11 protein-coding genes are annotated in these 13,042 nt (G+C 70.9%); 4 read left to right on the top strand and 7 right to left on the bottom strand.

Annotated features, from left to right (window positions below; all coding sequences use genetic code 11):
* Positions 1-20: 20 nt before the first annotated feature.
* Positions 21-539, bottom strand: coding sequence for a hypothetical protein (locus tag SACE_RS17690; RefSeq protein ID WP_009946887.1), 519 nt, complete (start codon positions 537-539; stop codon positions 21-23).
* A gap of 100 nt (positions 540-639) precedes the next feature.
* On the opposite strand from SACE_RS17690, the gene SACE_RS17685 reads away from it, so the two are divergent.
* Complete coding sequence (locus SACE_RS17685; protein ID WP_009946888.1) at positions 640-1,797, top strand: glycosyltransferase family 9 protein; 1,158 nt, start codon at positions 640-642, stop codon at positions 1,795-1,797.
* Here the strand turns inward: SACE_RS17685 and SACE_RS17680 are convergent.
* From SACE_RS17680 to SACE_RS17670, 3 genes are all read right to left on the bottom strand, one after another.
* Positions 1,770-2,435: a class I SAM-dependent methyltransferase gene (locus SACE_RS17680; protein ID WP_009946890.1), complete on the bottom strand. Its 666-nt coding sequence runs from the start codon at positions 2,433-2,435 to the stop codon at positions 1,770-1,772. The two genes, SACE_RS17685 and SACE_RS17680, sit on opposite strands and share 28 nt — an antisense overlap.
* Before the next feature lie 13 nt (positions 2,436-2,448).
* Positions 2,449-2,934, bottom strand: a complete 486-nt coding sequence (locus SACE_RS17675) for a GyrI-like domain-containing protein (RefSeq protein WP_009946891.1) — start codon at positions 2,932-2,934, stop codon at positions 2,449-2,451.
* Between the two features lie 99 nt (positions 2,935-3,033).
* A complete protein-coding gene (locus tag SACE_RS17670) occupies positions 3,034-3,669 on the bottom strand; it encodes an NAD(P)-dependent oxidoreductase (protein ID WP_009946892.1) in 636 nt (211 codons plus the stop codon).
* A gap of 80 nt (positions 3,670-3,749) precedes the next feature.
* Between SACE_RS17670 and SACE_RS17665 the strand changes: the two genes are divergently transcribed.
* Positions 3,750-4,391, top strand: a complete 642-nt coding sequence (locus SACE_RS17665) for a TetR/AcrR family transcriptional regulator (RefSeq protein ID WP_009946893.1) — start codon at positions 3,750-3,752, stop codon at positions 4,389-4,391.
* Positions 4,392-4,580: 189 nt separating this feature from the next.
* Positions 4,581-5,798 (top strand): threonine--tRNA ligase, encoded by a 1,218-nt coding sequence (gene thrS, locus SACE_RS17660; RefSeq protein ID WP_009946894.1) that lies wholly within the window; start codon positions 4,581-4,583, stop codon positions 5,796-5,798.
* A 152-nt stretch (positions 5,799-5,950) separates the two neighbouring features.
* Here the strand turns inward: thrS and SACE_RS17655 are convergent, their stop codons facing one another.
* Complete coding sequence (locus tag SACE_RS17655; RefSeq protein WP_009946896.1) at positions 5,951-7,147, bottom strand: tyrosine-type recombinase/integrase; 1,197 nt, start codon at positions 7,145-7,147, stop codon at positions 5,951-5,953.
* A gap of 300 nt (positions 7,148-7,447) precedes the next feature.
* Here SACE_RS17655 and SACE_RS17650 point away from each other — a divergent pair, with 300 nt between their 5' ends.
* Positions 7,448-8,611, top strand: a complete 1,164-nt coding sequence (locus SACE_RS17650) for a coiled-coil domain-containing protein (RefSeq protein WP_193788363.1) — start codon at positions 7,448-7,450, stop codon at positions 8,609-8,611.
* A gap of 18 nt (positions 8,612-8,629) precedes the next feature.
* Here the strand turns inward: SACE_RS17650 and SACE_RS17645 are convergent, their stop codons facing one another.
* Both SACE_RS17645 and SACE_RS17640 read right to left on the bottom strand, forming a co-directional pair.
* Positions 8,630-9,943, bottom strand: a complete 1,314-nt coding sequence (locus SACE_RS17645) for an SLC13 family permease (protein ID WP_009946899.1) — start codon at positions 9,941-9,943, stop codon at positions 8,630-8,632.
* Positions 9,944-10,091: 148 nt separating this feature from the next.
* Positions 10,092-13,040 carry an FAD-binding and (Fe-S)-binding domain-containing protein gene (locus tag SACE_RS17640; RefSeq protein WP_009946900.1) on the bottom strand — a complete coding sequence of 983 codons (2,949 nt, stop codon included), beginning with the start codon at positions 13,038-13,040 and terminating at the stop codon, positions 10,092-10,094.
* Positions 13,041-13,042 lie beyond the last annotated feature (2 nt).

The following is a 13,042-nucleotide window of genomic DNA, read 5'->3' as shown; positions in this document are numbered from 1 at the left end:
GCGAACCCACTGGTCAAGGCTTAGCGCTGTTCTCCGTTCCGATGTTCCTCACGCCCCGATCCGGTTTCCCGGAGCCGGTCGAACCAGCGGTGCATCAAACCGTCGGCGGCGCCGGTTCCCCGTGCCAGAGGTGCGACGTTGATGTGCAGGTGGGCGGGCCAGCGCGGGTCGTGGAAGTCGCCCGCGGTGGGTCGGCGGCGGATCGCCGTCGAGGCCATGTCCACCAGTGCGCGACCGAAGAAGCCCGCGGTAGCGGGGCGCAGCATCAGCCGGTACTTCCTGATGGCCTGGTCCATGCGCTTGCTCTCGCTGGGGAAGGCCGCGGTGTCCAGGCAGCCGGCGAGGTAGCCGACCAACGCCCCGTCGGCGGTGGCGACCAGCAGCGACTCCGGCTCCAGATCCATGTACGGATCGAGGTAGACCGCCGCCTCGGATTCCTGGTGTCCCCACAGCGACACCGACGGTGCTCCCTCACCGGCGCGGCCGAACAGCTCCCGCAGCTCCGCACGGTCGGACTCGGCGAAAGCACGGATCTCCATCACGCCCGGCAGCTCCCTTCCTCGTCGGACGCGCACAGTCTTGCAGTTCCCGGCGCGCGATCGGGGAAAACCGGTGGCGCGGCCTCGTAGTGTCGCGGTGATGAAGGCGAATGCCGCGGAGTCGGTCCTGGTCAACTTCGTCTACTGCCATCCGGTCGGGCATGCGGTGGAGGCTTTGCAGCACTGCCTGGGCTTCCGCCGGGCCGATCCGTCGCGCCGCATCGGCGTGGTGCTCAAGTCCAACACCGCGGTCGATCTCGCCGGGTTGTGCCCGTTCATCGACGAGGTCTACACCGTCGACGTCGACGTGTTCGCGCACGTGCCTCGGGACTGGGACTGGGTGCTCGACGACCCGCGCGGTCGCATGGACTGGCAGCGCGAGATCTTCCCCGGCCTGGCGTCCTACTACGACCGTGCGGCCCAGCACTTCCGCGCCGCCCGGGAGCACCTCGTCGTCGGCGCACCCCGGCCCGCCTACCAGCCCGGACATCGGCTGGAGCTGGAGCTGCCGGCCGAGGCCCGCGCGGTCGCGGCCGAACGCATGCCGCACTCCGACGGCTCGCCCACCATCGCCGTCCTGCCCGCCGGCAGCGACCAGCGGTGGATGTATCCGTCGCTGGAGTCGTGGAAGCGGATGCTCTCGGCCCTCGCGCGGCGCCACCCCGACGCGCGGTTCTGCTTCGTGGGCAAGCTCGTCGACGACGGACGCAGCACCACGGGGTTCAGCCGCGAGGAATTCGACGAGCTGAGCGCGGTGGTGCCCACCACCGGCTCTGCTGTGGACGTGCCGCTGGCAGAGCAGCTCGCGGCGGTGCAGCGATGCGATCTGCTGCTGTCGCCGCACACCGGGTTCGCGTTCGCGGCGATGGCGGTCGGCACACCGTGGCTGGCGCTGGCCGGCAACAAGTGGGCGGAGTACTACTTCAACCCCGGCGTGCCGTTCTACTCCGTGCTTCCCGACATCGACCGCTTCCCCTGCTACGTCATGCTCGGCAACGATCCCGAGCCGGTGCAGGACGACGGCCCGCGTTCACCGAGCATGTCGGCCGAACGCATCGAGGCCGACCTCGACGAGCTCGTGGCGGGCGCGAGCCGGCTGCTCAGCGGCGAAGCCGACTTCGACACCGCCATGACCGACCACTTCGCCCGCATCCACCGCATGTTCAAGGGCCGCACCGACCTCATGTACAGCGTGGACAACCTGCACGTGCGCTACCTGCCCGAAACCGGTCACCGCGCGACCGAGGGCGCCCGGTAGACCAGCGAGTACCGCCAGAACAGGTGCCGGCGCAGCACGGCCCCGGGTAGCACTGCCCGCGCCTGCGCGGTGATCTCGGTGAAGGTCATCGACGCCGGTTTCGTCGAGGCCGTCATCGAGGCAGGGCGTCCCGTCTCGCCGCGACGCCGCCGTGCGCGGGTTTTCAACCACCCCACCACGAGGTTCGTCGGAGCCGCTGCCGCGCTCAACAACCGGTCACCCGCGGTCTGCTCGCGGTAGACGCCCAGCACGACCAGCGTGCCGCCGGGCGCGAGCGCGCGGCGGAACCGGCGCAGCGTCGCGGTGAACGGCAGGTGGTGCAGGGTCGCGACGCAGGTGATCACGTCGTGATCGCCGGGGAGTTCGACCTCGGTGATGTCGGCGGCGACGACGTCGATGTTGGTGCGGTGTGAGGACAGGCTGCGGGCGTGTTCGACGATCGAGGGGTCCTGATCCACCGCGAGCACCTCGTCGGCGCGCCGGGCGAGCAGCCGGGCGAGATCGCCGCTGCCGCACCCCACGTCGAGCGCGCGGGAGAATCGTGCGGGCAGCTGGCGCAGGATCCAGGCGTGGTAGTGGGCGTTGTGGTCCCACGGGTGCGCGGCGTTGAAGCGATCCACCTTCTCCAGAAGCCTCATCCGCACCACGGGCTCAGGACTGGTCGGCCAGCGTCCAGTTGAGTTCGGTGCGCAGTGCGCTGGGATCCATGTCCGGGGCGGGTTCCACCAGGTAGACCTCCCACATCACCGGGCCGGGGGTCAGGCCCTGCCGCTGGATCCACTCGCGCAGGCGTTCCCACGAGGAGCCCAGGCCGTCGAAACCGCCCACGTGGATGCTGCGGGCGACCCGGCCACCGGGCAGGGTGCCGACGAAGACCGGCCCTTCCGGCTGCACGGCGCGGTCGGTGGGGAAGCCGACCTCGATGTCGAGGGTGTCGCCGGGCGGCTGGTGGTAGAGGCCGAACGCCGCGCCCGTCGGTGCCACGGACTGGGCAGCCAGCACACCGGCGATGGTGCTGAAGGAGGTGTCGAAGAAGTCCCGGATCGCGCTCATCGGCACGACGTCGCGGACCGCGGCGGTGGTCACCGGTTCGACGACGAGCAGTTCCGGCTCGGTGGCGGCGTTGACCTCGGACATGGTTCGTTCCGTTCCCCCGGCGATGGTGGGCGGGCAGGGCCGGTGGCCCGTTCCGCCCACGCAACTACAGATGCCACCCGAGCGCAAGACGCGGCACCCTCACGCGCTCACCCCGACCGCATGACCGATGGTGGCGGGGTCGCCGAGGAAGTCCAGCATCGCGCGGGCGACGTCGGCCCGGGCGATCTCGTTGCCGGGCGGGCCGGTCTCGACGGTGTGGCGGTAGTGCCCGCGACCGGGCTTGTCGGTCAGCTTCGGCGGCCGCACCGACGTCCAGTCCAGGCCGCTGTCGCGCAGCACCTGCTCCATCCGTTCCAGGTCGCGGTAGAGATCGCCCAGCACCGCCCACAGCAGCGGCGAGAACACACGACGGGCGAGCCACGTCTGACCGACGCCCGACCGGTTGAGCGGGGCGGCGCTGACGACGACCAGCCGCCTGACCTCCGTCGCGGACATCGCCTCCACCACGGCCCGCGCCGAGGTCGAGGCCGGGTTGAGCGGGTCGCGGCGTCCGGCCGCGCCGATGCCGGAGACCACGGCGTCGGCACCGGCGATGGCCGACTTCACCGAGTCGGCGTCGAGGGCGTCGGTGCGCACCACGGTCAGGTCGGCGTGCCGGGTGGCCACCTTGGCGGGGTTGCGGACGGCGGCGGTGACCTGGTGGCCGTCGGACAGGGCGTGGGTGAGCAGGTGCTGCCCGACGCCGCCGGTCGCACCGAGCACGGTGATCTTCATCGGAGGTCGCTCCAGGGGGTGAGTGAGTACTCACCCACTATGGTGAGTGTCCACTCACCTGTCAAGGTAGGGTTGCTTGCATGACTGACGACGCCGCTGCGCCCGCGCTGACCGGCGGGGCGCTGACGCGGTCGCGGATCCTCGACGCCGCCGCCCGGCTGATGAGCACCGCGGGGATCGTGCGCACCACGACCAAGGAGATCGCGCGCGCGGCGGGATGCTCGGAAGCGGCGCTGTACAAGCACTTCCGGGACAAGGAAGAGATCTTCGTGCGCGTGCTGCACGAACGCGCACCGCGCCTGGCCCAGGCGGTGACCGAGCTGCCGGGCCGCGCCGGCGACGGGGAGGTGGCCGGGCACCTGCGGGAGGTCGTCGGGATCGCCGTGCGCTTCTACCGCGAGTCGTTCCCGATGGCGGCCTCGCTGTTCGCCAGCCCGGAGCTGCTGGCCGCCCACCGGCGCAAGCTCGTGCCGGGCACCGGCCCCGAGGTCCCGACCCGGCACCTGGCCGACTACCTGCGCGCGGAGCAGCACTTGGGCCGGGTCGCGGCCGACGTCGACGCGGACGCGGCGGCGACGCTGCTCATCGGCGCGTGCTTCCACCGGGCGTTCCTCGATCTGTTCTTCGACGCCGCTGCCACCTCGGGGCCGCAGGACGATGAGCGGTTCGCCGCCGGCATCGTGCGCGCGGCGCTCGGCGGCATCGCCGCGGACCAGCACTAGCGGGTCCGCAGCGGAAATTCGGGTGCGCGGTGGCGGGGCGTCCCGCTACTGTCGCCGCCATGCAGCGCGCTGGCATGACCACGACGCCGGAGAAGGTCCCGGCGCGCTGAGCTGTTCGTATCCGAAGCCCCGGGGCGAGTGCCCCGGGGCTTCGGCCTGTGGTCACCCGCCCCCTGTGAGGAGACCACGATGCCCGACCACCGCAAGCTCGGCCGCGAGCTCGGACTGTTCGACAGCGACCCGCTGATCGGCGCGGGACTGCCCTACTGGCTGCCCGACGGCGCACTCGTGCGCCACACCCTGGAGGAGTACATCCGCGACGCCGAGCGTCGCGCCGGCTACCAGCACGTGTACTCGCCCGTGCTGGGCAAGCGGGAGCTCTACGAGATCTCCGGCCACTGGGACCACTACCGCGACGACATGTTCCCGCCCATGCGGCTGGGGGCCGAGCAGGTCGTCCTGCGTCCGAGCCTGTGCCCGCACCACGCGCTGATCTACCGCTCCCGCTCCCACAGCTACCGCGAGCTGCCGCTGCGGATGGCCGAGCTGGGCGGGATGTACCGCTCGGAGCTCTCGGGCGTGCTGGGCGGGCTGACCCGGGTCCGGGCCATCCACCTCAACGACGCGCACATCTTCTGCACCCTGGAGCAGGTCGCCGAGGAGGCCGCGGCCGCGCTGGAATTGATCCGCCGCGCTTACGACGCGCTGGGCATCCGGGCCGCCCGCTACCGGTTGTCCCTGCCCGGTTCGGGTGGCAAGTACGTCGCCGCCCCGCGGATGTGGCAGCGGGCGGCGGCTCTGCTGGTCGACGTGCTCGACCGGTGCGGCGTGGTCTACGAGTCCGTCGAGGGCGAGGCCGCGTTCTACGGACCCAAGATCGACGTCCAGGTCGCCGACAGCGCGGGCCGGGAGGCGACCCTGTCGACCGTGCAGGTCGACTTCCACCAGCCCGATCGGTTCGACCTGCACTACATCGGTGGCGACGGCGACCGGCACCGGCCGGTCATGGTGCACCGCAGCATCATCGGCAGCGTGGAACGGGCGGTGGCGCACCTCGTCGAGCTGCACGGCGGCGCGTTTCCCGCCTGGCTTGCCCCGACCCAGCTGGTGGTGCTGCCGGTGTCGGACGCCGAAGCCGAGCAGGCCCGCGCGCTCGTGCGGGGCTGCCATGAGCGGGGACTGCGGGCCGAGGTGGCCGGTCCGGAACGAGGAAGCCTGGGCGCCCGCATCCGCGCGGCGCGGCTCGTGCCGTACCAGGCGGTGATCGGCGCGAAGGAAGCCGCGGCGGAAGAGGTCGCGCTCCGGCTGCGCGACGGGCGTCGCCTGGATTCCCTGCCTGCCGCGGACGTGCTCGCCCGCATCGGTGAGCTCGTCGGTGCACGCAGCACCGACCTGTGGCAGGTGTAGCTCCTCGGGCTCCTGGTGGTGGTCGCGCTCCCTCCGGCCACCACCAGCGTGGGGTGCCCGTGTCGCGGCTGCACCGCGAACCCCTGATCATTTCGTCACCGTGACGGAGATCGTCTTAGTGACTGGATGTGTGTGATTACGTCGAAATGCGCTCACGGAGTGGTTGTGGTCGTGGGAAATCCGCGGTGCAGGGCCGGGGACAGGTCGTGGGCGGCGGAGTTGGCCAGGTTCTCGGCGTCGTGCAGGTAGCCCTCGGTGGTGCTCAGGGAGGTGTGGCCGAGGTCTTTTTGCACCTGGCGGGCTTCGGCGCCGCGGTTTTTGGCGTGCGTGGCGTAGGAATGCCTGGCCGAGTGGGGGTGGATGCTGTCGCGCAGCGGTGCGAGGTGCTCGGCGATGAAGGCGGCCCGCTCGGTGGCCAGCAGGTCCCGCAGCCATCGCGCGCGCGGCGGCGGTGCGTCCGGGTCCGGGGCGAAGGTCGTGCACAGTCGGCGCAGGACGGCCTGGACGTGGGAGACGTGCACCCGAGCGCCGGTGCGGGTGAGGAACAGCGGTTCCCGGGTGGCGGGACCGGTGTGTCCGGGCAGGGCGGGCACGGTGGGCGGCAGGCGGACGGCGAGGTAGGCCTCGACCGCGTCGGCGACCGGTGGTGCGAGTGCGACGAGACGGTCCTTGGCGCCTTTGCCGTGCACGCGCAGGGATGCGCTGCCACCGGGGGTGGGGCGGTCGTAGTCGTCGAGGTTGACGCCGACGAGTTCCTCGGCGCGGACGCCGGTGCCGACGAGGATTTCGACCATGGCCCGGTCGCGGGGGCCGTCGCGGCGGTGGTCGGCGAGCAGGCAGGCGGCCAGCAGCAGCGCGCGGCAGGCTTCGAAGGACCACATCGTGGTCTGCGACGGGGTGCCGCCGGGGCGGTTGAGGTGCTGGGCGGCGCGGTCAACGAGTGCGGCCGGGTTGTGCTCGGCGAGGCCTTCCCGCATGAGGTACTTGCGGTAGAAGGCCGAGACCGCGGAGAGCATCCGGGCGCGGGTGGCGTCGCGGTAGCCGGCTTCGGCCAGTTCGGCCAGCCAGCGTTCGACGTGCTCGACGCGGATGTCGACGAAGGAGTCGAATCCGTTGCGCACGCACCAGGTCAGCCATTCCAGCCCGGTGGGCTGCGTGCGGCGTGCGCGGCCGCGGCGCCGGGTCGGGTCCGGTGGGCGGTAGCCGGGCACCCATTCCAGCGGGATGCCGAGGTCGGTGGCGTAGGCCAGCCGGGTGTTCAGCGAGGCGTAGATGCGCAGGAACTCCGCGAACCGCTCCCGCGTGGTTTTGTCCGCCCGATCCTCCAGCGGGACCACCGCCTTGGTCATCGCCGACTTCTCCTCTCCGTCCTGTCCCTGTGGTGTGCGGCCGAGTCGAGTACGGCCGCCCGGGTGGCAGCTTGCCGCGCCGCCGTCCTCCCCTGCTCACGAGATCATATCCATAATCCTCCTTATCCATATGATCTCCCCGTTCGACGTGTCTGCCGCAGGTTTGAGATTCAGAACTAGAAGTTGATGTTAGAGTTCTGTATCAGAAACCGATGTATGACTGAAAGTGCAGGTCAGGGCAGGATGGAGGTCACGGTGGATGGACAGGGTGATGCTGCGGTCGCCAGTGCGGAGGACAGGGTGGTTCCGCCTGCGCGGCGAGGCAGCAGAGACCAGCGGCGGGAGACGACGCTGCGCGCCCTGGCCGCGGGCGATGAGGCGTATTGCGCCTATTGCGGGCAGGTGCTGCCGCCGTTGCCCTCGCGTGGTGGTCGGCCCACGCCGTACTGCCCGGCCGATCCGCAGCGCTACGGGAACTGGGGGGCCAAGACCATCACCTGCGCGATGCTGGATGAGCACCGCGAGATCTGGGTCCAGGTCTACGGTCCCGACCAGCCCATGACCCAGCTCGACGTGCACGCCCTGGACGAACGGATGTCGGCCGTGCTGGCCGTGCTCGATCCGGTGCGCACGGAGGTCGCCGCCCTGCAGCAGCACGCCACCGGCGAACTCTCCTCCGCTCTGGATTCCCGCGACACCGCGGACGCCGAGCGCCGGCAGGCGGAGAAAGCCGCGCGGGCCGCCGAAGCCGAACGGGACCGGGCCGTGGCCGACGCGGAACGCGCCCGCGCCGAAGTCGAGGCAGCGCGCGGCGAGCAGGCCGCTGCCGCGCAGCAGGCGGAGCAGGCGCTCGCTGACCGGGACCAGGCGCTCAGCGAACGTCGGGCGGCCCAGGAGGAAGCCGAGGCCGCTCGCACCGATCGCCAGCACGCCTTGGACCGGGTCAGCGCGGCCCACGAGCGCATCACCGGGTTGCAGAGCGCGCTTGCCGAGGAGCGCGCCACCGCGCTGGAAAGGCTCGACGAGCTGCGGCGCCAGGAGGAACAGGCCCGGCAGTCGCTGCGGGCCGCTCTCACCGAGGAACACGAACAACGGTTGCGGGAGCAGAGCCAGGACTTCACCCAGCGCCTGCGGGACCTCCAGCGCGCGGCTGATGAGCGCGTCGCGGAGCTCACCGAGCAGCTCACCTCATCCACCCGCGGGTATGCCGAGAGCCTGGCTCCCCTGCACGAGGAGATCGGCACCCTGCGCCGCGACCTGGCGGCACGGACCGCCGCGGCCACCGACGCCCATCGCCGGCTCGACGCGCTGCGCGACAGTCTTGGCCACGCCCTGGACGCCACGGGAGACGATGAGGTCCGGCAACGCCTGCGCGGCATCCTCGAACGCCTCCCGGTGGCCGACGCGCATGCCGACGACCACGCGCAGCCTCAGGACGCGTCGCCTTCCGACGACGCGTCCTGAGGTGCCGGGCGGAATCCGTCAGAGCCAGCCTGGCAACACGAAGATCGTGAACAACAGCACCGGCGCGACCAGGATCATGCTCATGCCCCACACCATGAGTCCCCGGAACGTCGCGTCGCGGTTGTCCTCCGGGGTGCTGGCCACGACCAGGGCGCCGCTGGTGGAGAACGGGGAGGAGTCGACCACCGACGAGGAGATCGCCAGGGCGATGATCAGCCCGACCGCGCCGATCTGCCCGGTGTGCAGGAACGGCACGGCGAGCGGGATGAGCGCGCCGAGGATGCCGGTGGTCGAGGCGAAGGCGGAGACGCCGCTGCCGATGAGGCAGATGACGAACGCGGCCAGCAGCGGGATGCCGATGCCCGCGACGCTGTTGCCGAGGTAGTCGATGGTGCCCACGCTTTCCATCAGGCCCACGTAGGTGACCACGCCGCAGATCAGCAGCACGGTGGGCCAGGCGACCTCGGCGACGCACGTCTTGGTGGTCTGGGGCCAGAGCAGGATCATGACGGTGGCGATGCTCATCGACAGCAGGCCCACGTCGAACTCCAGCACCAGCGCGCCGACGGCGAGCACGACCAGTCCGGCGAGGGTCGCGGTGCGCTGGGTGTTGAGGGCGGTGGCCTTGGTCAGCACCGCGGTGTTCGTGCGGGTGGTGGTCGCCGTGCCGCCCGGTTCGCCGCCGTGCTCGTCCTGCGGCGGCGCGTCGGTGGCGGTGACGCGCCGGTCGAGCAGTTTCCTGCCGCCGAACAGGAAGAACACCACGATGCTCAGCAGCGTGTTGAACAGCAGGGAGCTGATCCACAGCAGGATGGGGTTTCCGGGCAGTCCGCTGCGTTCCACGACGCCGTTGGTGATGCTGCCGAAGATGCTGATGGGTGAGAAGCCGCCGGCGCTGGCGCCGTTGATGATGAGCAGTCCCATCAGCATCGGGCTGATGCGGTAGCGGGCGGCGAAGTTCAGCCCGATCGGTGCCATCATCGCCACCGCGCCGGGCACCACCGCGCCCACCATCGTCAGCAGGCCGGTGACCAGGAACATCACCCAGGGGATGAGGGCGATCCGCCCTCGCACGGCGCGTACTCCGGTGTGGACCAGCCAGTCGACGGTGCCGTTGTGCTTGGCGATGGCGAACAGCAGGGTGACGCCGACCAGCACGACGAACAGGTCACCGGGGAAGCCGGCGAACAGGTCGTCCTCGGAGGTGCCGAACACGAACGTGCCGAGCAGGAAGGTTCCCAGGAAGGCGACCGCGCCCATGTTGACCGAGCGCAGGGTGGCGCAGAGGAAGATGAGAACCAGGCCGGTGATCGAGATGATTTGGGCGGACATCGAGGCTCCTCGAGGCAGACGTTGGCTCGCAGGGCTTGATGGGGTTGGCCGGATGGGTCTGGGGGTGGCGGCGGGTTCTGCCGGGCATCCGGCGTGTGTTGCTGTCCACCGCTTGGTTCTCGTGGGTGCGCGGCCGCCGTGGCCGCTCTTACGAGTTGCCGGTGGCCAGCGCTTCGCGCACCAGCTCCACGGGGTGCCATGCGGTGCGCCCCGCGCCGTGGAAGATCTGCTGCCGGCACGACACGCCGGTCGCGGCCACGATCGTGTCCGCCGGTTCGGCGGCCAGCGCGGGGAGCAGGCGGTCCCGGCCGATGGTCATGGACGTCTCGTAGTGCTCGGCCTCGAAGCCGAACGAGCCGGCCATCCCGCAGCAGCCCGCGTCGATCTCGACGACCTGCGCTCCCGGGATCCGGCGCAGCAGGGCGAGGGTGGCGGCCGTGCCGACCTCGGCTTTCTGGTGGCAGTGACCGTGCAAGACGATGCGCCGCCCGGCGAGCCAGGAGTCGGCGCGCAGGGGCAGCCGTCCTGCGTCGATGGCGTCGGTGAGCAGTTCCTCGACCTGCTTGACACGCGCCGCGACCGCCTGCGTCTCCGCCGTGCCGGGAAGCAGCGCGGCGTGCTCGTCGCGCAGCATGAACACGCACGACGGCTCGCAGCCGACGATCGGCGAGTCCGGCTCGGTGCCGGCGGTCAGCGAGGTGACCAGTGCCGCGGTTTTCTTCTTCGCATCGTCGAGCATCCCTTTGGACAGGCTGGACCGTCCGCAGCAGCCGCCGCCGGCGAGCTCGACGCGCCAGCCGCAGTGCTCCAGCAGTTCGATGGCGGCCTGGCCGATGTGCGGCTCGGTGAAGGTGGTGAACGAGTCGGCGAGCCAGGTGACGGTGCCCATCGGTGCCGGGGCGTCGCTGCGCCGGTGGCGGCGGAACCACCGCAGCAGGCTGGTCCGCTGGAACGCCGGCAGCGGCCGGGCGGCGGTGATGCCGAGGGCTCGCTGCATGAGCCGGCGCAGGAATCCGGTGCGCCCGGGCAGGTTCGACAGCGGAGCGGTGGCCGAGCCGATGCGGTTGAGCAGGCGGATCGAGGCGAACAGGCGTGAGCGCAGCGGCACGCCGTGGATCTGCTGGTGGTGGGCGAGGGTTTCGGCCTTGAGCGAGGCCATGTCCACGCTCATCGGGCATTCGCTCTTGCACGCCTTGCACATCAGGCACAGGTCGAGGATCCCGTGCAGCCGCTCGTCGCCCAGCGCGGCGTGCGGGTCCGGTTCGGACAGCGCCTTGACCAGCGCGTTGGCGCGGCCGCGGGTGGAGTGCTCCTCGCTTCTGGTCGCGATGTAGGACGGGCACATCACGCCCGAGGTGGACTTGCGGCAGGCGCCGATGTTCATGCATCGGTCGGCGGCTGCGCGCATGCCTCCGACGACCTCGAAGTCCAACATCGTGCGCAGTGGCGCGGCGGGTGGGAGGGCGTCGCGGTCGCGCAGGTTCTCCGTCATCGGGGGCGCGTCGACGATCTTGCCCGGGTTCATGACGTTGTGGGGGTCGAACAGGCGCTTGACCTCGCGCATCAGCTCGTAGAGGTCGTCGCCGAAGACCTGGCGGTTGAACTCGCTGCGGGCCAGGCCGTCGCCGTGCTCGCTGGAGTTCACCCCGCCGTATTCGGCGACGAGGTCTCTGACCGCTTCGGCGACGGCGCGCATCCGTTCGACCTGGTCGGGGTCTGTGAGGTCGACGAAGGGGCGGATGTGCAGGCAGCCGACCGAGCAGTGGCCGTAGAAGCCGGCCTGCATCCGGTGTTCGTCGAGGATCTTGCTGAACCGCTCGGTGTATTCGGCGAGGTGCCGCGGGTCGACGGCGGTGTCCTCGACGAAGGCCAGCGGGCGGCGGGTGCCCTCGCCGGCGGCCATCAGCAGGCCGAGGCTGGACTTGCGGACCTTCAGCAGCGCTGCCTGTTCGGCGGGTGTGACGGCGCGCAACGTGTGGTATCCGTGCCGGTTTTTCTGCCACAGGGCGTCGAGCCGGTCGAGTTGGGCGGTGAGCTCGGTGTCGTCGTCGCCGGTGAAGGACACGAACAGCAGGGCACCTGGGTCGCCGACCAGGACGTCGCCGAGTTCGGCGAACTCGATCTTCTGCCGCGACAGTTCCAGGATCGTGCGGTCCATCAGCTCGACCTGGTGGGGGTGGCAGCTCAACGCGTCGGTGGTGGCCGAGATGGCGCCGGCGGTGTCGGTGAAGTGGCCGACGGCGTAGACGGTGCGCGCGGGTTTGGGCACCAGGTCGACCAGGGCGCGGGTGGCGACGACCAGTGTGCCTTCGGCTCCCACGACGAACTTGGCCAGGTCCAACGGTGCACCGGGCCCGGAGTCCGCCAGGCGGTCGAGCCGGTAGCCGCAGGCGCGGCGCCAGAACGCCGGCATCCGGGAGGTGATGGTGTCCTCGTTGCCGGTGACCAGTTTCGGGAGTTCCCGGTAGATGCGGCCTTCGAGGGTGTCGGCGGCGGCGCGGCGTTGCCGTTCCCGCTCGTCGACGGGTTCCAGCCGGGCTCGTGATCCGTCGGAGAGCACGACGTCCAGTGCCCGCACGTGGTCGATGGTCATGCCGTAGGTCAGCGAGCCGCTGCCGGCGGAGTTGTTGCCGATCATCCCGCCGATCGTGGCGCGGTTGCTGGTGGAGGTGTCCGGGCCGAACATCAGCCCGTGGGCGGCGGCTGCCTGGTTGAGCTGGTCCTGCACGACGCCGACCTCCACCAGCGCCGTGCGCCGGCCGGGGTCGATGTCGATGATCTGGTTCATGTGCCGGGACAGGTCGAGCACGAGGCCGGGGCCGACGGTCTGGCCGACCAGGCTCGTGCCCGCGCCCCGCGGCACGATCGGCACGCCCAGTTGCCCGGCGGCCTTCACCGCCGCGGCGACGTCGCCGGCGTGGCGCGGGAACACCACGCCGAGCGGGGTGATCGAGTACATGCTGGCGTCGCGGGAGAACAGGTGGCGGGTGTAGTCGTCGAAGGCGACCTCGCCGTCCAGCGCGGTGCGCAGCGCTTGTTCCAGGCGTGCGCTGACGGTGTCGCGGGTGGTGGCTGCGTCGGAGGTGGAGGCGGTCATGC

The sequence above is a fragment of the Saccharopolyspora erythraea NRRL 2338 genome (assembly GCF_000062885.1).
Taxonomy (GTDB): Bacteria; Actinomycetota; Actinomycetes; order Mycobacteriales; family Pseudonocardiaceae; genus Saccharopolyspora_D; species Saccharopolyspora_D erythraea.
The sequence above is the reverse complement of the archived record's forward strand: the minus strand, read 5'-3'. Positions and strand labels throughout refer to the sequence as shown.

Excerpts from the sequence above, each read along its gene's own strand:
- SACE_RS17690 (WP_009946887.1), bottom strand. The coding sequence starts at position 539 with ATGGAGATCCGTGCTTTCGCCGAGTCCGACCGTGCGGAGCTGCGGGAG.
- SACE_RS17685 (WP_009946888.1), top strand. The coding sequence starts at position 640 with ATGAAGGCGAATGCCGCGGAGTCGGTCCTGGTCAACTTCGTCTACTGC.
- SACE_RS17680 (WP_009946890.1), bottom strand. The coding sequence starts at position 2,435 with ATGAGGCTTCTGGAGAAGGTGGATCGCTTCAACGCCGCGCACCCGTGG.
- SACE_RS17675 (WP_009946891.1), bottom strand. The coding sequence starts at position 2,934 with ATGTCCGAGGTCAACGCCGCCACCGAGCCGGAACTGCTCGTCGTCGAA.
- SACE_RS17670 (WP_009946892.1), bottom strand. The coding sequence starts at position 3,669 with ATGAAGATCACCGTGCTCGGTGCGACCGGCGGCGTCGGGCAGCACCTG.
- SACE_RS17665 (WP_009946893.1), top strand. The coding sequence starts at position 3,750 with ATGACTGACGACGCCGCTGCGCCCGCGCTGACCGGCGGGGCGCTGACG.
- thrS (WP_009946894.1), top strand. The coding sequence starts at position 4,581 with ATGCCCGACCACCGCAAGCTCGGCCGCGAGCTCGGACTGTTCGACAGC.
- SACE_RS17655 (WP_009946896.1), bottom strand. The coding sequence starts at position 7,147 with ATGACCAAGGCGGTGGTCCCGCTGGAGGATCGGGCGGACAAAACCACG.
- SACE_RS17645 (WP_009946899.1), bottom strand. The coding sequence starts at position 9,943 with ATGTCCGCCCAAATCATCTCGATCACCGGCCTGGTTCTCATCTTCCTC.
- SACE_RS17640 (WP_009946900.1), bottom strand. The coding sequence starts at position 13,040 with ATGACCGCCTCCACCTCCGACGCAGCCACCACCCGCGACACCGTCAGC.